The sequence below is a fragment of the Escherichia sp. KS167_9B genome, from assembly GCF_030295215.1.
GTDB lineage: Bacteria > Pseudomonadota > Gammaproteobacteria > Enterobacterales > Enterobacteriaceae > Escherichia > Escherichia coli_F.
The window spans coordinates 2492142-2514551 of record NZ_AP025754.1 but is presented as its reverse complement, the minus strand read 5'-3'; the positions used below and the strand labels follow the sequence as shown (position 1 = coordinate 2514551).

16 protein-coding genes are annotated in these 22410 nt (G+C 53.1%); 7 read left to right on the top strand and 9 right to left on the bottom strand.

The features are described from left to right. Positions 1 to 169 precede the first annotated feature (169 nt). From baeR to mdtA, 6 genes are read right to left on the bottom strand one after another with little or no spacing between them, the layout of a single operon-like run. Positions 170 to 892 (bottom strand): envelope stress response regulator BaeR, encoded by a 723-nt coding sequence (gene baeR, locus QUE34_RS12620; RefSeq protein ID WP_000137876.1) that lies wholly within the window; start codon positions 890 to 892, stop codon positions 170 to 172. Next, complete coding sequence (baeS, locus tag QUE34_RS12615; RefSeq protein WP_000675173.1) at positions 889 to 2292, bottom strand: envelope stress sensor histidine kinase BaeS; 1404 nt, start codon at positions 2290 to 2292, stop codon at positions 889 to 891. The genes baeR and baeS overlap by 4 nt, the downstream gene beginning before the upstream one ends. Continuing rightward, a complete protein-coding gene (locus QUE34_RS12610; protein WP_032303333.1) occupies positions 2289 to 3704 on the bottom strand; it encodes an MFS transporter in 1416 nt (471 codons plus the stop codon). The genes baeS and QUE34_RS12610 overlap by 4 nt, the downstream gene beginning before the upstream one ends. Beyond that, on the bottom strand, positions 3705 to 6782 hold the full coding sequence (gene mdtC / locus QUE34_RS12605; RefSeq protein ID WP_088845938.1) for a multidrug efflux RND transporter permease subunit MdtC: 3078 nt from the start codon (positions 6780 to 6782) through the stop codon (positions 3705 to 3707). Continuing rightward, a complete protein-coding gene (gene mdtB / locus QUE34_RS12600; RefSeq protein ID WP_032303331.1) occupies positions 6783 to 9905 on the bottom strand; it encodes a multidrug efflux RND transporter permease subunit MdtB in 3123 nt (1040 codons plus the stop codon). Next, positions 9905 to 11152: a multidrug efflux RND transporter subunit MdtA gene (mdtA, locus tag QUE34_RS12595; RefSeq protein ID WP_032303330.1), complete on the bottom strand. Its 1248-nt coding sequence runs from the start codon at positions 11150 to 11152 to the stop codon at positions 9905 to 9907. The genes mdtB and mdtA overlap by 1 nt, the downstream gene beginning before the upstream one ends. A 278-nt stretch (positions 11153 to 11430) precedes the next feature. On the opposite strand from mdtA, the gene QUE34_RS28465 reads away from it, so the two are divergent. The 5 genes from QUE34_RS28465 (at position 11431) to QUE34_RS12575 (ending at position 13779) form a co-directional block, all read left to right on the top strand. Continuing rightward, positions 11431 to 11487, top strand: coding sequence for a type I toxin-antitoxin system Ibs family toxin (locus QUE34_RS28465; RefSeq protein ID WP_100733666.1), 57 nt, complete (start codon positions 11431 to 11433; stop codon positions 11485 to 11487). A gap of 271 nt (positions 11488 to 11758) precedes the next feature. Next, positions 11759 to 11815, top strand: a complete 57-nt coding sequence (locus tag QUE34_RS12590) for a type I toxin-antitoxin system Ibs family toxin (RefSeq protein WP_103054298.1) — start codon at positions 11759 to 11761, stop codon at positions 11813 to 11815. Between the two features lie 271 nt (positions 11816 to 12086). Then, a complete protein-coding gene (locus QUE34_RS12585; RefSeq protein ID WP_100249772.1) occupies positions 12087 to 12143 on the top strand; it encodes a type I toxin-antitoxin system Ibs family toxin in 57 nt (18 codons plus the stop codon). Between the two features lie 218 nt (positions 12144 to 12361). Continuing rightward, on the top strand, positions 12362 to 13021 hold the full coding sequence (locus QUE34_RS12580; RefSeq protein ID WP_032303329.1) for a vWA domain-containing protein: 660 nt from the start codon (positions 12362 to 12364) through the stop codon (positions 13019 to 13021). Then, on the top strand, positions 13018 to 13779 hold the full coding sequence (locus QUE34_RS12575; RefSeq protein ID WP_032303328.1) for a PP2C family serine/threonine-protein phosphatase: 762 nt from the start codon (positions 13018 to 13020) through the stop codon (positions 13777 to 13779). Before QUE34_RS12580 ends, QUE34_RS12575 begins: the two co-directional genes overlap by 4 nt. A 64-nt stretch (positions 13780 to 13843) precedes the next feature. Here QUE34_RS12575 and QUE34_RS12570 read toward each other — a convergent pair whose 3' ends face one another. Next, positions 13844 to 14305, bottom strand: coding sequence for a YegJ family protein (locus QUE34_RS12570; RefSeq protein WP_032303327.1), 462 nt, complete (start codon positions 14303 to 14305; stop codon positions 13844 to 13846). A gap of 200 nt (positions 14306 to 14505) precedes the next feature. On the opposite strand from QUE34_RS12570, the gene yegI reads away from it, so the two are divergent. Further along, the gene (yegI, locus tag QUE34_RS12565; RefSeq protein WP_286338967.1) at positions 14506 to 16452 is read left to right on the top strand and encodes a protein kinase YegI; all 1947 of its coding nucleotides are present in this window, start codon (positions 14506 to 14508) and stop codon (positions 16450 to 16452) included. Between the two features lie 12 nt (positions 16453 to 16464). Here the strand turns inward: yegI and yegD are convergent, their stop codons facing one another. Then, a complete protein-coding gene (gene yegD, locus QUE34_RS12560) occupies positions 16465 to 17817 on the bottom strand; it encodes a molecular chaperone (protein WP_032303325.1) in 1353 nt (450 codons plus the stop codon). Positions 17818 to 17950: 133 nt separating this feature from the next. On the opposite strand from yegD, the gene alkA reads away from it, so the two are divergent. Then, a complete protein-coding gene (alkA, locus tag QUE34_RS12555; RefSeq protein ID WP_105268649.1) occupies positions 17951 to 18799 on the top strand; it encodes a DNA-3-methyladenine glycosylase 2 in 849 nt (282 codons plus the stop codon). Between the two features lie 109 nt (positions 18800 to 18908). Here the strand turns inward: alkA and QUE34_RS12550 are convergent, their stop codons facing one another. Continuing rightward, positions 18909 to 22226 (bottom strand): diguanylate cyclase, encoded by a 3318-nt coding sequence (locus tag QUE34_RS12550; RefSeq protein WP_105268640.1) that lies wholly within the window; start codon positions 22224 to 22226, stop codon positions 18909 to 18911. Positions 22227 to 22410 lie beyond the last annotated feature (184 nt).

Here is a 22410-nt window from a genome sequence, read left to right as displayed (position 1 = left end):
TGATTGAAATTGCGTATCGAAAACAGCATCTAAAAGGACTGTTTGCCGATTAAAGTATGAGCGATTTTCAGGTGCTTGCCAGGGCGGAGAGATAATGTCAGATAGCCGACAATGCGCGGGATAATGCTGCCGGATGTGGCGTGAATGCCTTCTCCGGCAGGTAAAAATGTTAAACGATGCGGCAGGCGTCGGCTTCCCAGCGATAACCGACACCGTAGACGGCGCGGATAAAAGACTGCTCTTCGTCCAGAGCTTCCAGCTTGCGACGCAGGTTTTTAATGTGGCTGTCGATGGTGCGGTCAGTTACTACGCGGTAGTCGTCATAAAGGTGGTTCAACAACTGCTCACGGGAGAATACTTTTCCCGGTTCATGAGAGAGCGTTTTCAGCAGACGAAATTCCGCAGGCGTCAGGTCAAGCATTTTACCGCGCCATGAAGCCTGAAAACGACCTTCGTCGATAATCAACGGGCTTTCGGCATCCTGTTGCTGCAACTCGCGCTGCGGTTTGCAACGGCGCAAAATGGTTTTGACGCGCGCTACCACTTCCCGTGGACTGTACGGCTTACAGATATAATCATCTGCGCCAATCTCCAGCCCGAGCAGGCGGTCGATCTCTTCGATTTTTGCTGTCACCATCACGATCGGAATGTCAGAAAAACGACGAATTTCCCGACACAACGTCAGGCCATCGGTGCCAGGGAGCATCAGATCCAACAGGATCAGATCCGGTGGTGTCTGGCGCACATATGGCAGTACCTGATCGCCGTGGCTGATAAGCGTCGGCGCATAGCTCGCAGCACGCAGATAATCAATAAGCAACTGCCCCAGCTTCGGTTCATCTTCCACGATCAAAATACGTGGCGTGTTTTCGTCGATTGGTAACTCGGTCATACTTCTCTCTGTAAATCCCGTTCCAGCGGTAACTCTACTGTAATGCTTACCCCGCCAAAAGGCGAATGAGCGGCAACAATGCGACCATTATGTGCTTCAACAATGTTAAGACAAATCGCCAGCCCCAGGCCGGAACCGCCGCTGGCACGGTTGCGGGAACCTTCAGTGCGATAAAAACGCTCAAACAATTTTTGCAGTTGATCGTCACTAACGCCCGGTGCACTGTCGGCAAAGGTCAGGCGCACCGTTTTGTCATGTTGCTCGGCAGAGATATGCAGGCTGCCGCCGCTGTCGGTATAGCGCAGGCTGTTTTCCAGTAAGTTATTGAACAACTGCATTAAACGATCGCGATCGCCAAATACGGTAATGCTGTCTGGCAGGGAAAATTGCAGTTTCAGCCCGCGGCTGGCGAAACGCTCACGAAATGCGCCACCCGCGACTTCCAGTAGCGGGATCAGATCCACCGACGATTTCTGGTAGGCGAGAGCGCCTTCATCAGACATCGACAATTGATGAAGATCATCCACCAGTTTGGTCAGTGTACCGACCTCTGCCTGTAAAGAAGCCACCGTCTCCGGCGTGAATTTACGCACGCCATCCTGAATAGCTTCCAGTTCGCCGCGCAGTACCGCTAAAGGCGTGCGCAGCTCGTGGGAGATATCGGCCATAAAATCGCGGCGCATCTGTTGGTTTTTCTCCAGCGTGCTGGCGAGCTGGTTGAAGTCTTGCGCCAGTTTGCCCAATTCATCTTCACTGGTGGGCGTCACGCGAGTAGTGAAATCGCCCGCTGCCAGTTTGTGTGTACCGTCCACCAGTCGTTTGACCGGAGCCAGCAAACCGCGCGCCAGTGGGAATGTCGCCAGCGCCGCTAACAAGGTAGATAAAGCGACAATCAGCCAACTGGTTTGCCTCTGTTGTCTGTCAAAATTGATATCGGTATTGCGGGTCAGTCGTTCAACAGGGGAGGCGATCACCGCACCCACTTCCGCCCCATTGACCATAATGGGCCGCCGTGTGCCGTCTGGTGGAATCGGTGCTCGCGGGCCAACCAGCACTTTGTTGTTTTGATCAACCACCCAGAATTGCGTGCGCCAACCGTGTGGCGGCATACCGGGGCCGGGCTTATCTTCGTTGTTATCATGCTCCAGCGAACGTAGGATCTGAAATACAAAGCGATCGTTATTACGCAGGAAGCGCCAGTTCCCGTGCTGGGCGTACTGCTCACCAAGCGCATCGCCGAGCATTTGCAGCCGTTGTTCATTACCATGCTTGATGTAATCGATAAAGCCGCGCTCAAAACTGATACGTACCGCCCAGTGCATCGTGATCAATAAGACAATGCAGGTGGCGAAAATCGCCAGAAACAGTTTGCCGGTAATACCGGGTCGCCAGAACTTCATTGCGCGCTCCTTTTTCGCCGCGAAATAGCGACATTTTGATGCGTATCGTTTGGCACTCTGGCAAAGATAAACGCCGGAAGGGCGATGATAAACGCCATGCTAAGCCAGGTGTACATAAAGACGGTTTGTGTGGTGCCGCTGTCGACGCTGACATGCTGTGAACCAAAAAGTCCCAGCAACAGCCCGGCGATAGTGACGCCGATACTCATCGACAATTGCATAATCATCGACAGCAGGCTGTTTCCGCTGCTCGCCAGATTGTCCGGGAGATCTTTCAGCGTCAGGGTGTTCATGGAGGAGAAACGCGTCGAGTTGACCATCCCTTGTAAAAACAGGACGAACGGCAAAACATAGTACCAGCCCAGCAGAGCAGTGGTCATAAATAGCAGGGTGACCAGCGACAGACCCAGCGTGGTCGCCACCAGTACCCGACGATAACCAAAGCGATTCACTACCTGTACCACAATTCGCTTCATCCCCATGCTGCCGAGCACCATCGGGATCATCATCAGTCCGGCATGAAACGGTGAGAAGCCAAGGCCAATTTGCAGGAAAACCGGCGTCATAAAGGGCAACATGCCGCTACCGATACGTCCGGCAAAACTCCCCGCCAGACCCAGCGAAAAAGTACGAGTACGGAACAGTTTCAGACTGAAAAGAGCGCGGTTGTTATTTCTGGCGTGCAGCAGATAAAGCACCAGTGCTACCACGCCAATCGCTGCCAGTCCGGCAATCGCCAGCGGTGAAAGTCCCGTGCCTTTACTGCCATCCAGCGCCAGCGTTAATACCGCCATGCCGACCGCCAGCAATAAAAAACCGGAGAGATCGAAACGCCGCGTCTGCATGGTGTAGTTTGGCATTAACATCAGCGTGGCGATCGCACCGATAATCCCTACCGGTATGTTGATCAAAAAGATCCAATGCCAGGACGCGTATTCCACCAGCAGGCCGCCGAGCGCCGGACCCAATAGTGGGCCGACCTGACCGGGCAGCGTAACAAAGGTCATCGCCGCCATATATTGCTCGCGCGGTACAATTTTCATCACCGTAAGCCTGCCGACCGGCACCATCATCGCGCCGCCAACGCCCTGTAACGCGCGTGCCAGCAACAGTTCGTTTAGCGTGGCAGAAAGCGCGCAAAACAGCGAACCGAGGGTAAACAGCACGATGGCGGTAAAGAAGATATTGCGTACGCCGACTTTGTCCGCCAGCCAGCCGCTGGCGGGCAGCATCACCGCCACGGTCAGTACATAAGATACGATGACCATGTGCATATGCAGCGGGCTTTCCCCGAGGCTTTGCGCCATTGAGGGAAGCGCGGTGTTAACGATGGTGGTGTCCAGCGACTGCATAAAGAAGCCGAAAGCCACAATCCACAATTGCCAGCGGGTGCTGTCGGGAAGATCTGTCATTTACTCGGTTACCGTTTGTTTAGGTTTACGCGAAAAACGCAGCCGCAGACGGTCAAAAAAGAGATACACCACTGGCGTGGTATACAGCGTCAGGAGCTGGCTCATTACCAGACCGCCGACAATGGTGATCCCCAGGGGTTGGCGCAGCTCCGAGCCGTCACCGCCCGACAATACCAACGGCAGCGCACCAAACAGCGCCGCCAGGGTAGTCATCATAATCGGGCGAAAACGCAGCAGACAGGCCTGGAAAATAGCTTCCTGCGGCGTCAGGTTACCGTGCCGTTGGGCTTCGAGCGCAAAATCGACCATCATAATGGCGTTTTTCTTCACGATGCCGATTAATAGCATGATCCCTATCAGGGCGATTAGGCTGAACGGGGCATTGAATAGCTCCAGCGCCAGCAGCGCCCCAACGCCCGCCGAGGGCAGGGTGGAGAGAATCGTCAGTGGATGCACGTAACTCTCGTAAAGGATACCCAGCACGATATACACCGTGGCGATGGCTGCGATAATCAGGATTACCTGCGAGTTCATCGTCTCCTGGAATACCTGCGCTGTTCCGGCAAAACTGCCACGCACCGTCGAAGGCACACCAAGCTGGGTCATTGCGCGGTCGATCGCCGCACTGGCGTCCGAGAGCGATTTCCCGGTCGGCAGGTTAAACGAGATGGTCGAGGCCGCCGATAATCCCTGATGATTCACCGACAGCGGGGCATTCGCCGGTTGCCATTTAGCGAAATATGACAGAGGGATCGCTTTTCCTTCGTTATTAATGACGAACATTTTTTCCAGTGCACTAATGTCCTGGGTATAGCGTGGATCCACTTCCATCACCACTTTATACTGGTTCATGGGCTGGTAAATGGTCGAGATTTGCCGCTGACCGAAGGCGTTATTCAACAGGCTGTTGGCGGCCTGCACGTCGATTCCCAGCCGTGCCATAGTGTCGCGGTCGTAAACCAGATTCATCTCCGCGCCGTTATCTTGCTGGTCGGAATTCACGTCCGCCAGTTCCGGCAATGTCGCCAGTTTTTTGCGGATTTTCGGCTCCCATTCGCGCAGCGCCGCCAGGTCGTCGGAGAGCAACGTATACTGGTAACTGGCGTTCGACTGACGTCCGCCAACGCGAATATCCTGCACCGCCATCAGGAACAGATTCGCTCCCGGTTCTTTCGCCAGCTTCACCCGTAGACGGTCGATAATTTGCTGCGCCGTTTCGCTGCGTTCGTCGCGTGGTTTGAGAGTGATAAACATCATCCCGCTGTTCACCCGCGAGCCACCGGTAAAGCCGGTGACATTATCCACTGCCGGATCGTCACGGATAATTTTCATGAAATCCTGCAATTTGCCGCGCATCGCCTGAAACGAAATACTCTGATCCGCCTGTATCCCGCCCATCAGTACACCAGTGTCCTGCTCCGGGAAGAAGGTTTTCGGGATCGAGATATACAGCCAGATATTCAGCGCAATGGTGCCAAGCAGCACCACGCCCACCAGACGGGTATGATTGAGCACCCATTTCAGCGACTTGCCGTAGCCTTGTTGCAGAGCAACCAACATGCGACCAAAACCACGCAGACGCTTTTGCTCGCGCGGCTTGCTGGCTTTTAGCATCCAGCCGCACATCATCGGCGTTAACGTCAGGGAAACCAGCAACGAAATACCAATGGCGACAGAAAGCGTCACGGCAAATTCGCGTAACAGTCGGCCCGGCAATCCGCCCATCAACAGCAGCGGCAGGAACACCGCCACCAGTGACAGACTCATCGACAGTACCGTAAAGCCGACTTCGCGAGTACCTTGCAGCGCGGCCTGTAGCGGTTTCATCCCCGCTTCCAGATGACGGGCAATGTTTTCCAGCACTACGATGGCGTCATCCACCACGAAACCAGTAGCGATGGTGAGCGCCATTAACGAAAGATTATTGAGACTGAAACCGCACAGGTACATCGCCGCAAACGTACCAATCAGCGAAACCGGCACCGCAACGGCGGGAATAATAGTGGCGCGACCCGAGCGCAGGAATAAAAAGACCACCAGAATCACCAGCGCCACCGAGATAATCAGCGTTTGCTCGACTTCCTCCAGCGAGGCGCGAATGGTGGGGGAGCGATCCTGGGCAATTTGCAGATCAATCGCCGCCGGAATGGTCTCCTGCAACTCCGGTAATTTTGCCCGGATGCTGTCAACCGTCTGGATAATATTGGCTTCCGGCAGCTTGCGGATCATCAGCAAAATAGCCGGTTTGGCGTTGGTCATCCCGGCGTTGCGCACATCCTGCACTGAGTCGGTCACCGTCGCTACATCGCCCAGACGAACCGCGCCGCCGTTGTTGTAATGAATAATCAGCGGTTGGTATTCGGTAGCGGTTTTTAGCTCATCATTGGTCTGTATCTGCCAGCGGTGAGTGCCATCTTCCAGCGCGCCCTGCGGTTTACGCACGTTGGCATTGCTGATGGCAGTGCGTACGTCGTCCAGCGACACGCCCTGATTAAACAGCGCCTGCGGGTTCAGCCCAACGCGCACGGCGGGCAACGAGCTGCCGCCGACATCGACATCACCGACACCGTCGATTTGCGAAATTGTCGGAGCCAGTTGCGTCGAGGCGAAATCGTACAGTTCACCCTGCGAATAAGTATCGGATGTCAGCGTGAGGATCATAATTGGCGCATCCGACGGGTTCGCTTTGCGATAGGTCGGACGGCTGGGCATCCCACTGGGCAGCAAACTTTGTGCAGCGTTGATCGCCGCCTGCACATCGCGCGCTGCGCCGTTGATATCCCGATCAAAATCAAACTGCAAAATAATGCGCGTGCTGCCGAGCGAACTGCTGGAGGTCATTTCACTGACCCCGGCAATGCGCCCAAGTGAGCGCTCCAACGGAGTGGCAACGGAAGACGCCATTGTCTCCGGCGACGCACCGGGCAGCGAGGCGCTGACCATAATCACCGGAAAATCGACCTGTGGCAGCGGGGCGACCGGCAGCATACGGAAGCCCAGTATGCCGCACAGGGTAATGGCGACCGACAGTAAAATCGTCGCCACCGGGCGGTAAATGAAGAGGGCAAAAAACTTCACTTACGCCTCCTCTTCATGACGAGCAAAGCGGCTTTTGGTCCACAATGCCAGGCGGTCGAATAGCAGATAAATCACCGGCGTGGTAAACAGCGTCAGCACCTGGCTAACAATCAGACCGCCGACCATGCCGATACCTAACGGACGACGCAGTTCCGCGCCGACCCCGGTACTTAACATCAGCGGCAACGCGCCAAGCAGAGCCGCCAGAGTGGTCATCAGGATCGGGCGAAAACGCAGCAAACAGGCCTGGTAAATAGCATCGCGCGGCGACATGCCTTGCTCGCGCTCGGCAGCCAGCGCGAAGTCGATCATCATGATGGCGTTTTTCTTCACAATACCGATCAGCAAAATAATGCCGATGATGGCGATCACATCCAGCTCACTTCCGGCAATCATTAGCGCCAGCAGTGCGCCAACACCTGCCGTTGGCAACGTCGAGAGAATGGTGATCGGGTGAATAAAACTTTCATACAGAATGCCGAGCACGATATACATCGCCACCACCGCCGCGACAATCAGCCAGACAGTGCTGCCCAATGCCGACTGGAAGGCGAGGGTGCTACCCTGGAACTGCGTGGTGATATCCACCGGCAGATTCAGCGTCTTTTCGGTGTCCATAATCGCCTGCACCGCATCGCCCAGCGAATAGTTATCCGGCACGTTAAAGGAGATGGTCGTTACCGGGAACTGATCCAGATGGTTGATGGAGAGCGGCGCAAAACGCTGCTCAATTTTGGCAATTGAGCTTAGCGGCACCACGCCACCGTCGCTGCTGGTCAGGCGGATAGTATCCAGCGCCGCGAGGCCTGGGGTATTTTCGGTGTTGTGTTCCAGCACCACGCGATACTGGTTGGCCTGAGTATAAATAGTGGAAATCAGTCGCTGACCAAACGCGTTGTACAGGGCGTTATCGACGTCCGCCATGCTGATCCCCAGACGGCTGGCGCTGTCGCGATCAACATTGACATACGCCACCAGCCCTTTGTCCTGCCAGTCACTGGAGACATCAGAAAGCTGTGGCAGCTGCTGGAGTTTTTCCACGAGTTGCGGCACCCAGGTGCTGAGCGCATCCAGCGATGTGGCCTGCAAGGTAAACTGGTACTGGGTGCGGCTGACCTGAGTATCGATAGTCAGATCCTGCGTTGGTTGAAGGAAGAGATCGACACCCGGCACTTTATCGACCGCCGATTGTAGACGGGAGATAACTTTTTGCACCCGGTCATCACGTTCATCCAGCGGTTTGAGGTTGATTTGTAAACGCGCACTGTTCAGTGATGGGTTAGTGCCATCAACGCCAACAAATGAGGTCAGACTTTGCACTGCCGGATCCTGCAAAATCACATCCGCGACCTGGCGTTGCCGCTGGGCCATATTGGCAAAGGAGCTGGACTGCGGTGCCTGCAAAGTGCCCTGAATAATGCCGTTGTCCTGTACCGGGAAGAAACCTTTCGGAATGAACACCCATAAGAGAACGCTCAGCAGCAGCGTGCTGAGCGCCACGCTTAAGGTCAGCCACGGATGATTCAGCACTTTCGTAAGTCCACGACCATAGGCGGCAATTATCCTGTCGAACATTTTTTCCGAGGCCCGGGAGAAGCGGTTCTGTTTACGCAGCGACTCCTGGCTGAGCATCCGCGCGCACATCATCGGTGTCAGGGTCAGAGACACCACGGCTGAGATCAAAATCGCGACGGCCAGAGTAATAGCAAATTCGCGGAACAGTCGCCCGACGATATCGCCCATAAACAGCAGTGGGATCAACACCGCAATCAGTGAGAAGGTCAGCGAGATAATGGTAAAGCCGATTTCACCCGCGCCCTTGAGCGCCGCCGCCAACGGTTTTTCGCCTTTTTCGATATAGCGGGAAATGTTTTCGATCACCACGATGGCGTCATCGACCACGAATCCGGTGGCGATAGTTAACGCCATCAGCGTCAGGTTATTGATTGAAAAATCGAGAAACACCATAACCGCAAAGGTGCCAATTAACGACAGCGGCACGGCGACGCCAGGAATGATAGTCGCCGGAATATTGCGCAAAAACAGGTAGATAATCATGACTACCAGCGCGATAGCCATCATCAATTCAAACTGGGTATCGTTGACCGATGCGCGGATATTGGTAGTGCGATCGGAAAGTACCGTCACTTTTACCGATTTCGGCAGACTCTCGGTGAGCTGTGGCAGCATCTGCCGGATGCTGTCGGCGGTGGAGATAATGTTAGCACCAGGCTGGCGCTGAACATTCATCACAATGGCCTGTTCTTTGTTCGCCCATGCGCCAAGCCAACTGTTTTCTGCGCCTTGTTCAACGGTTGCGACATCACCAAGACGAATCGGCGCGCCGTTCTGGTAGGCAATAATTAGCTGGCGATACTCTTCGGCGGATTGCATCTGGTCGTTCGCGGAAAGGGTGACCGCGCGGGAAGGGCCGTCGAGGCTACCTTTAGCCGAGTTAACGTTAGCACCGGTAATGGCGGTGCGCACGGTTTCGCTGGTCAGGCCGAGGGCGGCAATCGCCTGGGCGTTAAGTTTGACGCGAACAGCCGGACGCTGACCGCCGGAAAGCGTCACCAGCCCGACGCCGGAAATCTGCGAGATCTTCTGCGCGACGCGGGTTTCCACCATATCTTCCACTTGCGTCATCGGCATGGCGGTTGATGTGACGGCAAGCGTCATGATCGGCGGATCTGCCGGATTCACTTTGCTGTATACCGGAGGGTTAGGCAGATCGCTCGGCAACAGGTTAGTGGCGGCGTTAATCGCGGCCTGCACTTCCTGCTCGGCGACATCCAGCGGCAATGTTAGCTGGAATTGCAAGGTGATAACTGACGCGCCGCCGGAACTTTGCGATGACATCTGTTTCAGGCCAGACATCTGCCCAAATTGGCGTTCGAGCGGCGCAGTAACGGCGGAGGTCATGACATCCGGGCTGGCGCCAGGGTAGAGCGTGACCACCTGAATGGTCGGATAGTCCACTTCCGGCAGCGCCGAAACGGGCAGGGCGCGATATCCGATAATCCCGGCGAGTAAGATCGCCACCATCAGCAGCGTGGTGGCAACAGGACGCATAATAAACAGGCGCGACGGACCGCCTGTGCTGCTCGGGGGTAACACCTGCATCAGGAGCGTGCTCCTTTTTTCGCGTATTCGCGGCTGGTGGCTTTCTCTTCCGAAGTGGTGGCGCTCTGGGCTTCCACTACTTCCACTTTCGCCCCTTCGGTCAGGCGATCAATGCCGTCTGTCACTACGCGGTCGCCCGCAGAAATACCTGCGCGGATAACCACTTTCTCACTGTCCTGAATGCCCGGCGTCACCAGATGTTTGCTGACCTTGTTTTCGCTATTCAGCACCCAGACAAAATGGCCTTCATTGCCCATTTGCAGGGCGGCAGTTGGGATCACCACGGCGTTTTGTTCGGTGTCGACTAACATACGCGCGTTAACAAACTGATTGGGAAACAGTGCATCATCCTGATTATTAAAGCGTGCTTTCACTTTAATCGTACCGGTAGTGGCATCGATTTGGTTATCGAGACTTAACAGCGTGCCTTCACTTAATTTCTTCGAGTTGGTGCGATCCCAGGCTTCTACCACCAGCGGTTTTCCGGCTTTTTGCGCCTGCACAACGGTAGCGATATCGCTTTCCGGCAGGGTAAAGACTAAATCGATAGGGTGCGTCTGGGTGATCACCACAATCCCGGTGGTATCACCACTGGAGATTTGGTTACCAACATCAACCTGCTTGAGACCAACGCGACCATCGACTGGCGCGGTGATGCGGCTCCAGTCGAGTTGCAGCTGTGCGCTGGCGACGCTTGCTTCATCAGCCTTAATGGTGCCTTCGGTTTCACTGACCAGCGCCTGTTGGGCATCCAGTTCCTGACGGGAGACGAGATTGGTTTTTGCCAGTTGCTGATAACGCGCTAAATCACGGCGGGCGTTGGCAAGCGTGGCTTTATCTTTTGCCAGTTGGCCCTGGGCTTGTGCTAATGCAACTTTGAACTGGCTGGGGTCAATTTCTGCCAGTAAATCGCCTGCTTTGACCTGCTGACCCTCCTGGAAATGTAATGCCATCAGTTGACCATCTACGCGACTGCGCACCGTAACGGTGTTAGCAGCGGTAATCGTACCAAGCCCGGTGAGGTAACGCGGAACTGCCTGTTCTACGGCTGTCGCCGCCTGAACCGGGGCTAATGGGCCGGAACGCATACCACGGCGACCACCCGCTGGCGATTGCTGCGCTTGCTTCGTCGCACCTGGCGCTGCGCTCTGGGATTCATTGCGGCCTTGCCAGAACCAGAAAGCGGCGATGGCGGCGATAACCACCACGATTACGATTACCCAACGGGATTTATTACTGCCTTTCATCGTTAAGAGTTTCTCTTCCTGAAACGTTTCGCGGAATGATACTAGTGTAGCCAGCCAATAAGGGAGAAAAATGGAGGAATTATGAAACACTGTCGGGAATCGTCTGAATGGCAGGCACTTTTGCGAGCACGCATCCAGTAATAACACAGGAAACTATTTTATCTGCGCGTTAGCGATAGACTGCATTCAGGGCAAAAGGAGGTAGGCCGACGATTTCAGCGGGACGCTGAAACGGGAAAGCCCCTCCCGAGGAAGGGGCCTTAAATAAGGAAAGGGTCATGATGAAGTGGATCATCATCGTGGTGCTCTTAGTCGTTAGCTACCCAGCTTACTAAGACTACCAGGGCGGGGGAAACCCCGCTCAACCCTCACTCCTGAAAATATGCCTTCACGGTCAGAATGTCAATCCGCAGGCTTTGCAGTCTGCGATCCTGCCAGCAAATATTCTTTGCGAGTCGTTACGCAATAATCACAGATGAAACTATTTTATCTACGCGTTAGCGATAGACTGCATTCAGGGCAAAAGGAGGTAGGCCGACGATTTCAGCGGGACGCTGAAACGGGAAAGCCCCTCCCGAGGAAGGGGCCTTAAATAAGGAAAGGGTCATGATGAAGCTACTCATCATCGTGGTGCTCTTAGTCATTAGCTTACCGGCTTACTAAGACTACCAGGGCGGGGGAAACCCCGCTCTACCCTCACTCCTGAAAGTATGCTTTCACAATCAGATTGTCAATCCGCAGGCTTTGTAGTCTGCGATCCTGCCAGCAAATATTCTTTGCGAGACGTTACGCAATAATCACATGTGAAACTATTTTATCTGCAAGTTAGCGATAGACTGCTTGCATGGCGAAAGGAGGTAGGCCGCCGATTTCAGCGGGACGCTGAAACGGGAAAGCCCCTCCCGAGGAAGGGGCCTTAAATAAGGAAAGGGTCATGATGAAGCTACTCATCATCGTGGTGCTCTTAGTTATTAGCTGGCCAGCTTACTAAGACTACCAGGGCGGGGGGAAACCCCGCTCTACCCTCACTCCTGAAGTTATGTTACTCCACCCTTATTGTCAATCTGTAAGTCCACGTTCTTGCGGGGCGAATAGCAAAACCCTCTGCGCTTATGGGCCGAATTCTGAAAGTTGCTTTGCCTGCTCTTATTTCATTGTTGCAGTCGGTATGATACCGGACCTCAATAATTCTCTAAGAAAGGATTTCTTATGAGCGAACAAATCACGTTTGCCACCAGCGATTTTGCCAGTAACCCGGAACCACGTTGCCCCTGCATTTTGCTGTTGGATGTTTCTGGTTCGATGAGTGGTAGACCTATTAATGAACTTAACGCCGGATTGGTTGCCTTTCGCGATGAGCTGCTTGCCGATTCGCTGGCTTTAAAAAGAGTGGAACTCGGTATTGTGACGTTCGGCCCGGTGCATGTGGAACAACCATTTACCAGCGCCGCTAATTTTTTCCCGCCCATCCTGTTTGCCCAGGGCGATACACCAATGGGGGCCGCCATTACCAAAGCCCTGGATATGGTTGAGGAGCGCAAACGTGAGTATCGAGCCAATGGTATTTCCTATTATCGTCCGTGGATTTTCCTGATTACCGATGGCGCACCAACCGATGAGTGGCAGGCTGCTGCCAACAAGGTGTTTCAGGGGGAAGAAGATAAGAAGTTTGCCTTCTTTTCCATCGGTGTTCAGGGGGCGGATATGAAGACGCTGGCCCAAATCAGCGTTCGTCAGCCTTTGCCTCTTCAAGGATTACAATTCCGCGAACTGTTTAGCTGGTTATCCAGTTCGCTGCGTTCGGTTTCCCGCTCCACGCCGGGAACGGAAGTTGTACTGGAAGCGCCAAAAGGCTGGACGTCAGTGTGAGCTGGCGTCTGGTTTATGCATCAGCCGTTGGAACGTCGCACATCAGCGCTGACTTGTCTTGCCAGGATGCCTGCCAGATGCAGGTTGCCTGGCTAGAAGACCAGCAGCCATTATTGTCGGTATTTGTCGCTGATGGCGCAGGCAGCGTCTCGCAGGGAGGCGAAGGTGCGAAGCTTGCCGTCAATGAAGCGATGGCTTATATATCGCAAAAAGTGCAGGGTGGGGAATTGGAGCTTAATGATGTCCTCGCCACGGATATTGTACTGACTATTCGTCAGCGACTTTTTGCCGAGGCAGAGGCCAAAGAATTAGCGGTTCGTGATTTTGCCTGCACATTTCTGGGACTGATTTCATCACCTAACGGCACATTGATTATGCAGATTGGCGATGGTGGCGTGGTGGTAGATTTGGGGCACGGTCTGCAATTGCCGCTCACGCCGATGGTGGGTGAATATGCCAACATGACGCATTTCATTACCGATGAAGATGCCGTTTCCAGACTGGAAATTTTCACCAGCACTGAGCGTGCGCATAGAGTTGCAGCATTTACGGATGGTATTCAGAGACTGGCGTTAAATATGCTGGATAATTCTCCGCATGTGCCTTTCTTTACCCCGTTTTTCAATGGACTGGCGTCAGCAACGCAGGAACAACTCGATTTATTACCTGAATTGTTAAAGCAGTTTTTGTCCAGCCCGGCGGTAAACGAGCGTACGGATGATGATAAAACGTTGGCACTGGCGCTGTGGACAGAATGAACATCGCATGGCGGTTGAAGACAACGGTTCAACCGCCAGTTTAAGCAATCAATATAATGGCTGGCTAGCGAACTAATTTTGCTCTTAGCTCGTCGGCTTCTTCTTTTGGATAGGTGACCAATAAAGGATCAATGGTATAACCACCGTAAATTTTATCTCCGCGCGTATACATCCAGTCTGAAATATCTTCTTTCTTGATTTTCCACTCCTGGCCATATTCTACGTTTGTAACAATACCAGGGTCATTGCTTATTATACCAATAAACATGCCGTTAGAATAAGTGACATCCGTGAGCCAGAAATGCTCGGTTTCTCCGCGATCGGTTATCGGGGCTTTGACTGCGAAAGTATCAGCATCTTTTTTATTCATAACTTCGATGAATTGATCGGTTTCTTTCCGCGCATGTTGAATGGCGTCAGACATCGCCTTTTTATCATAACCTCCTGTCACTAACGTATCCGAAATCTCACAATAGCTTGCGGTAGTAAAAAATAGCAGACTCAACATAAGTAATATCTTTTTCATTTTTTCTCCAGAATCCCTGTGTAGTAAAAGTTAGCAAAAAACCTGTGGAAGTGAATCATTATCAGGTTGGAATTGAATTGTATCCTGATGAAATTGCATTATCATTTTTATTCTTGAGTGGGACTCTTCCAATATAGAAATAATTATAATGGACAGTGTTATTATTCATAGAAATATAATATAACTGCCCTTGAAACATTATGAAGACAAATATAAAAGTATTTACATCGACAGGTGAATTGACCACTCTCGGGCGTGAACTGGGCAAAGGCGGCGAAGGTGCGGTTTATGATATCGAGGAGTTTGTCGATAGCGTTGCCAAGATTTATCACACGCCGCCACCCGCCTTAAAACAGGATAAACTTGCCTTTATGGCTGCGACAGTTGACGCGCAGTTGCTGAATTATGTCGCCTGGCCGCAGGCAACGCTTCATAGTGGACGAGGTGGGAAGGTTATCGGTTTTATGATGCCGAAGGTTTCAGGTAAAGAACCGATTCATATGATCTATAGCCCGGCACATCGTCGTCAGAGTTACCCTCATTGTGCGTGGGATTTTCTCCTCTATGTTGCGCGCAATATTGCTTCATCTTTTGCTACGGTTCACGAGCACGGGCACGTCGTGGGTGACGTAAACCAGAACAGCTTTATGGTAGGCCGTGACAGCAAAGTGGTGTTGATTGATAGCGACTCCTTTCAGATTAACGCCAATGGAACGCTGCATTTATGCGAAGTGGGCGTGTCGCATTTTACGTCGCCAGAGCTGCAAACCTTGCCATCATTTATTGGCTTTGAACGCACAGAAAATCACGATAATTTTGGCCTTGCATTGCTGATTTTTCACGTATTGTTTGGTGGGCGGCATCCTTATTCTGGTGTGCCGCTTATCTCTGATGCGGGTAATGCGCTGGAGACGGATATTGCCCATTTTCGTTATGCCTACGCGTCAGACAATCAGAGACGTGGCTTAAAACCGCCGCCACGATCGATTCCGCTATCGATGTTACCGGGTGATGTTGCAGCCATGTTTCAGCAGGCGTTCACGGAAAGTGGCGTGGCAACCGGGCGTCCGACGGCAAAAGCGTGGGTTGCGGCACTGGATTCTCTACGCCAACAATTAAAGAAATGTACCGTTTCAGCAATGCATGTTTACCCTGGTCATTTAACCGACTGCCCGTGGTGTACACTGGATAATCAAGGCGTTATCTATTTTATTGATCTTGGCGAAGAGGTGATTACCACCGGCGGTGATTTTGTGCTGGCGAAAGTCTGGGCGATGGTGATGGCGTCAGTAGCACCGCCAGCACTACAGTTACCATTACCCGATCATTTCCAACCGACTGGCAGGCCGCTTCCTTTAGGCCTGTTACGGCGTGAATACATCATTCTGATTGAGATCGCACTGTCAGCGTTATCGCTGTTGCTTTGCGGCCTTCAGGCAGAACCGCGTTATATTATTTTGGTTCCTGTGCTGGCGGCTATCTGGATTATTGGCAGCCTGACAAGCAAAGCGTACAAAGCAGAAATCCAGCAACGCCGTGAGGCGTTTAATCGCGCGAAAATGGACTATGACCATTTAGTCAGCCAGATCCAACAGTTGGGCGGGTTGGAAGGTTTTATCGCCAAACGGACGATGCTCGACAAAATGAAGGACGAAATTCTCGGTTTACCGGAAGAAGAAAAGCGCGCGGTGGCAGCACTTCACGACACCGCAAGGGAACGGCAGAAGCAGAAGTTTCTGGAGGGATTTTTTATTGATGTTGCCTCTATTCCCGGCGTTGGCCCTGCGCGTAAAGCGGCGTTACGGTCCTTTGGTATTGAAACGGCGGCAGACGTTACCCGACGGAGCGTTAAGCAAGTTAAAGGTTTTGGTGATCATCTGACCCAGGCGGTTATTGACTGGAAAGCGAGTTGCGAACGCCGTTTTGTGTTCAGGCCGAATGAAGCGATAATGCCAGCAGACAGACAAGCGGTAATGGCGAAAATGACCGCCAAACGACATCGGCTGGAATCGGCGTTGACTGTCGGCGCGACAGAGTTGCAGCGATTCCGCCTTCATGCTCCTGCACGGACCATTCCGTTGATGGAACCATTACGTCAGGCAGCGGAGAAACTGGCTCAGGCGCAGGCTGATTTAAGCCGCTGCTGAGCCATTTTTCAATTAACGAAACACCACTTCAGCCCAACGTGCCAGCCCGGCGGTAACCGACCCAAAGTCATCGCCGCCTGCAATCGGAATGCCCGGCAACTGTTCTGCCAGCGCTTTTTTAATCAGCGGGGATCGGGCGCTACCACCAGTCAGATAGATGACATCCGGTTTTTCCTGGGCGTTATCCAGCGCCAGTTGCACCTGTTCCAGAATTCGCGCCAGCGGCTGACTGAGGGCGTTTTCCAGCCCTTGTTGGCTAATCAGTGTTGCCAGCTCATCGCTGATAAACGGCAGCGATGCGCGGGTTTCCGCTGCGCTGGAAAGGGCGATTTTGCTCTCTTCCGCGCTGCGTACCAGCCGATAACTTAAACGCTGACGCCAGACTTTCTGTAACAGGGCCACTTTCGCCGGTTCGCGGGCGTCGCGTACCAGGTCGTTAAGCAGACGACCGTTAGCACTACTGTAGAAATCACTCTGCGCAGGTACATCGTTGATGGCAACCGCATTCCACCACGGCAGAATCGGCAGGGCGATGCCTTTTTCGGTTTCGCCACCCATGCCCAGTAACGGCATCAGGTTTTTAAACGCCAGCGCGATATCCAGATCGTTACCACCAATACGGCAACCACTATGACCCAGCAGGCTGGCTTCACGATCGAGACGCGAACGCCACTGTGGCCCCATTAGCAGTAAAGAACAGTCAGTCGTACCACCACCAATATCCACCACCAGCACCCGTTTTTCTTCCTGCAAGGTGGCTTCGTAATCCAGCCCAGCCGCCACCGGCTCGTACTGGAATACCACATCCTTAAACCCGGCACGCTTCGCTGCGCGCTCCAGAATCCCTTGTGCCTGGGCGTTTGCTTCATCGCCGCCCAGCCCCTGGAAGTTGATCGGGCGACCAATCACCGCCTGGGTAATCGCTTCTGGCAATTGCGCCTGTGCCTGTTGGCGAATGTGCAGCATCATTGCGCAGACCAGATCCTCAAACAGCGCTACCTGCTGCGGTTTTAAGCCGCTGGCACCGAGGAACGATTTTGGTGATTTCACAAACCACACTTCTTCCGGATCATCAATGTATTGTGCCAGTGAAGAAAGACCGAACTGCACGCTTTTCGCCGTGACATCGATATCTTCTTCGCGGTTATAACGAATCGCCCGACGCAGCAGCGCCTGCGTTTCATCGTCGTCTGCCGGAACATCATGATGGCGGTACAGCCATTCGCTTACGGCTTCACGCGTTGGCGCGCAAAGCATTGAAGGCAGCAGCGTGCTGTCGTTTTCCATTTTTAGCAAATGCGGTTTACCGTCACGCATGACCGCCACTGAACAGTTTGCTGTACCGTAATCAAAACCAATAAACACGAAATAATCCCCATGCCGGTGAAGAAGGGGCGTGACTTTAGCGAAATGTTGCCGTCGCGACAACCGGAATATGAAAGCAAAGCGCAGCGTCTGAATAACGTTTATGCTGAAAGCGGATAAACAAGGAGAAGCGATGTATACCCTGAACTGGCAGCCGCCGTATGACTGGTCGTGGATATTGGGATTTCTCGCCGCCCGCGCGGTGAGCGGCGTGGAAACGGTCGCTGACGATTTTTATGCCCGTAGTCTGGCGGTGGGCGAATATCGCGGCGTGGTGACTGCTATTCCGGATATAGCCAGCCTTACTCTGCACATAAATTTAAGTGCAGGTTTAGAACCTGTTGCCGCTGAGTGCCTGGCGAAAATGAGCCGCCTGTTTGATCTGCAATGTAACCCGCAGATTGTTAATGGGGCGTTGGGCGAGTTAGGCGCAGCGCGGCCCGGATTGCGTTTACCTGGTTGTGTTGATGCTTTTGAGCAGGGCGTGCGGGCGATTTTAGGCCAACTGGTGAGCGTGGCGATGGCGGCAAAATTGACCGCCAGAGTGGCACAGCTTTATGGCGAACGGCTGGATGATTTTCCGGAGTATGTCTGCTTCCCCACGCCTCAGCGGCTGGCTGCAGCCGACCCGCAGGCATTAAAAGCGTTAGGTATGCCGTTGAAACGGGCAGAGGCACTGATTCATCTGGCAAATGCGGCGCTGGAGGGCACCTTACCAATGACAATACCGGGCGACGTAGAACAAGCGATGAAAACGCTGCAAACTTTTCCGGGTATCGGGCGCTGGACGGCGAATTATTTCGCCTTGCGCGGCTGGCAGGCGAAAGATGTTTTTCTGCCGGATGATTATCTGATTAAACAGCGATTTCCGGGAATGACACCGGCACAAATCTGCCGATATGCCGAGCGCTGGAAGCCCTGGCGTTCTTATGCGCTGTTGCATATCTGGTATACGGAAGGCTGGCAACCCGACGAAGCATGACGTTGGTCGCCGGATGCGGTGCGAGCGCCTTATCCGGCCTGGGGAATGAGCGATTTGTAGGCATGATAAGACGCGTTAGCGTCGCATCAGGCAATGGGCAAACGCTCCCTCAGTTAATCGCGAAATAACTGCTATTCACCAGCAAATCCAACGGTTGGGCATCGGCAATCACATCGCCATAAATCAGATCGACGCCGATGCCAGAAAGCGTATCCATCACTAAGGGTAAAACAACTGGCCCGGCGATAGTCTTCACCCCGAGTCGCTGAGCGTGCCCCTGAATAATCGTAATCAGCATCTCATCCATCAAATTACCCTGCACGCTGGCGCATAGCTCACCGTCAAGTAGCAGGTAATCTGCCATATTCGCTTTCAGCGTGTTGAAAATTTGCAGATCGCGACCCACCTGGCTGAGTACGATCCTGCAACCGGCCAGCCGCAGTTTTTGCACGCTTTCTGCGTGATCGATAACCGCTTCTGCCGGAATAATCAGATGTAATAACCGTGGTTGTAGAGGGCTATTTTCCAGCTGCTCAAGCAGTTCATTCACCAGCGCGGCGCTACTCAAACCGGCAACAGAAAGGGGGAGGGCGATGCTTAAGCCTTTACTGGCAATCGCTTTTGCGGTCTGCTGGAAAAATTCATGGAATACCCGGCGGTCAAGAGCATGGTTAAGCGCCGGATCACCGAAGCTACGACGAAATGTTTGTTCATCAAAAATCTCGCCTTCGCAACCCCAGAGTTTTAGTGATATCAACCACAAATTACGCGCTTCCGGGATCCGTGGCGAAGCGACGCCGTGGGCGATCATCATCAACTGATTCTCTTTAATCATCCGCCACTGTTCATCAAGCGACATCGCCGCCCGTTCGCTATGTGCGGCAGCTTGCTGTAGTTCGTAAACCGTCACCCGGCCCCGTACACCATTTTTGGAGGCATAACAGGCGATATCAGCCTGCGACATCACTTCAACCGCCTGATGATTGTTGTCATCAATCAAGGTAATCCCGGCACTGGCACCTACCCGATGTACACGTCCTTCCCATATAAAGTGATAGTCATTCACGGCGCTGATAATGCGTGTAGCGATAAAACGCGCACTTTCGACATTACAATCTGGCAGCAGCAGACCAAATTCATCGCCACCGAGTCGCGCAAGTACGTCGCTGGAGCGCAGCATACTCAGCATCAATGATGCCAGTTCGCGCAGCAAAGCGTCGCCAGCGGCGTGCCCGGCGCTGTCATTCACCGCTTTAAAGCGATCAAGATCGATAAACACCAGGGCATGTCGCTGATGTGTACTGTTTACCGTTTGCAGCAGGATGCGTAGTTGCTTCTCAAAACTGGCGCGATTGGCGAGATGCGTCAGTGCATCATGGGAGGCGCTGTAGCTCAGCTGGCGCAGCATTTTGCGTGATTCGGTGACGTCCTGAATCACCAGAACCGAGCCTATATTGCTGCCGTCCAGAGTACTTAACGGCGTAATACTGTAATGCACGTCGTAGCTGCCGCCGCTCCGGCAGTGCAACACCACATCTTGTTCAATCGCAGAACGTGAGGTGTCGGCACTGTAAATGTTCTCCATTAATGGCCCGTTGTCGCCAAAAGTAATATGCAACACCGTCAGGAGCGGAACACCTAACGCTTCTTCCTGCGTCCAGCCGCTCATCTTCTCCGCCACTGGATTCATAAAGGTAATTTTCATCGCCATGTCAATACAGACCACGGCTTCGCCGATGGAATCCAGCGTAATGTGCAGGCGCTCTTTTTCCTGAAACAATGCCTCGTTAAGCTGTTTCACTTCGGTCATATCCATATTAATGCCGAGCAGGCGTTCGACTTCGCCTTCTTTATTCAGTACCCGGTTGGCGAGGGCGCGGATATGGCGAATACCGTCTTTCACGTTAATGCGAAATTCCAGTTTAAAGGGAGAGCGCGATTGCAATGAATCGCGAATTACTTTTTCGGCGTGCTGGCGATCTTCCGGCAGCACGCACTCGTACCACACCTGCCAGTTCGGTTTGATATGCGGAGGAATTTCATACAGCTCGAACATCCGCTTATCCCAGCTAAAAATATTCGGCTTTAGCTCCCACTCCCAGATGCCAATCCCGCCCGCTTCGTTAGCCAGCGTGATGCGCTCCATCAGTTGCTGGTTCACCTGTTCGGTGCGTTTTAGCTCGTTAATGTCTTCAATCTGAGCGATAAAATAGAGCGGCGTACCATCGGTGTGGCGCACCAGTGAGACGGCAAGCAACGCCCAGACAACATCGCCATTGCGGTTGTAGTAGCGTTTTTCCATTGAATAGGTGTTTATTTCACCACTTATCAGCTTTTCAACCTGTTGGAGATCTTTATTGAGATCCTCCGGCCAGGTCAGTTGCTGAAAGGTGAGTCCGCGCAGTTCTTCCTGACTGTAACCGAGAAACTGGCAGAGCGCTTTGTTGGATTGCAGCCATTGCCCCTCGGTGCCCACTAATGCCATGCCGATGGCGGAATATTCCATCGCGTTCCGAAAGCGGGTTTCGCTTTCGGAAATGTGTTTGCGTTCCGCACGAAAGGCATACATCACCATCGTCATGATGTTGGCGGGCAGCAGGATCAGCAAAAACGGTAGCCACGGCATATGGCTCATCAGGTATGTACGCGGCGTAGCAAGCAGGGAGGGATCAGCGGCCATCATCAGTGACACCATCATCACCGTGGTAAGGAAGATCAAAAAGGCTTCCATTCGTGGCAGGCGCACGGCGCTCCACATCAACAGCACAATAATGAAAGTAAAAGGCCACGGCAGATACAGCATCGAAAGCCAACTTAACATCAGTGTGATGGCTAACGTGAGCAGCGACTCAAAAAGCAACCTTGGGTTGCGATGGCGCAGCAGATAGTGTGGTTTAAATAACAATCCCAGCGGCACCAGTGCCAGTGCGCCGATGGATTCTGACAGTACCCATATCAAAAATGCCCTGAGAGGATCGTCTCCGGGCGTCAGCAGGACAACCAGAACACCCCCTAACAGAGGTGGAACAATGGCGCTACCGAGTGCCAGACGCAGCCAGTCAGCCAGATTTTGCAATGGGTTATACCACGGCAGCAATTTACGCAGCAGCACTGCCCCGACCACGGCTTCAACAATATTGATGGTCGTCCAGGTCATGTTCAGCGAACTGGTGGAAAAAAGCAGGATGGATGCAGCGATATTTCCCAGCGAGCAGCTCAGTGCAATCCCTGGCCACATGCGTCCGGCATGGCGATAAAACGCCACCATCATGATGGACGTCGGGAACCACAATGGGGCGAGTTGGGTGCCAAACTGCGAAAGCTCAAGCGAGAAAAGGGTAAAGATAAACGAGACTAAACCTAAACTGACCAGGTGAAGCAGCGGGTGGGGCAGGGCAATTAATACATGCTGTGATTGTTTGCTCATTACCGCTTTATCCGCAAGACCTGGTCGCCAGTATTCGTTTCTGTGTTTATGCTAGTACAAAAGTTTTACATTTTATATGCGAATTGCTCATAAAGTGACGTAAAGGCGGATAATTTGCGCAACTGCGTATAACATTTTTTACCTTGTATAAAACTGATCAACGTAATTTGCCACCGGGAATTCT

Bases quoted from the DNA above. Each gene is read 5' to 3' on its own strand.
- baeR (WP_000137876.1), bottom strand. From the start codon at position 892: ATGACCGAGTTACCAATCGACGAAAACACGCCACGTATTTTGATCGTG.
- baeS (WP_000675173.1), bottom strand. From the start codon at position 2,292: ATGAAGTTCTGGCGACCCGGTATTACCGGCAAACTGTTTCTGGCGATT.
- QUE34_RS12610 (WP_032303333.1), bottom strand. From the start codon at position 3,704: ATGACAGATCTTCCCGACAGCACCCGCTGGCAATTGTGGATTGTGGCT.
- mdtB (WP_032303331.1), bottom strand. From the start codon at position 9,905: ATGCAGGTGTTACCCCCGAGCAGCACAGGCGGTCCGTCGCGCCTGTTT.
- mdtA (WP_032303330.1), bottom strand. From the start codon at position 11,152: ATGAAAGGCAGTAATAAATCCCGTTGGGTAATCGTAATCGTGGTGGTT.
- QUE34_RS12580 (WP_032303329.1), top strand. From the start codon at position 12,362: ATGAGCGAACAAATCACGTTTGCCACCAGCGATTTTGCCAGTAACCCG.
- QUE34_RS12570 (WP_032303327.1), bottom strand. From the start codon at position 14,305: ATGAAAAAGATATTACTTATGTTGAGTCTGCTATTTTTTACTACCGCA.
- yegI (WP_286338967.1), top strand. From the start codon at position 14,506: ATGAAGACAAATATAAAAGTATTTACATCGACAGGTGAATTGACCACT.
- alkA (WP_105268649.1), top strand. From the start codon at position 17,951: ATGTATACCCTGAACTGGCAGCCGCCGTATGACTGGTCGTGGATATTG.
- QUE34_RS12550 (WP_105268640.1), bottom strand. From the start codon at position 22,226: ATGAGCAAACAATCACAGCATGTATTAATTGCCCTGCCCCACCCGCTG.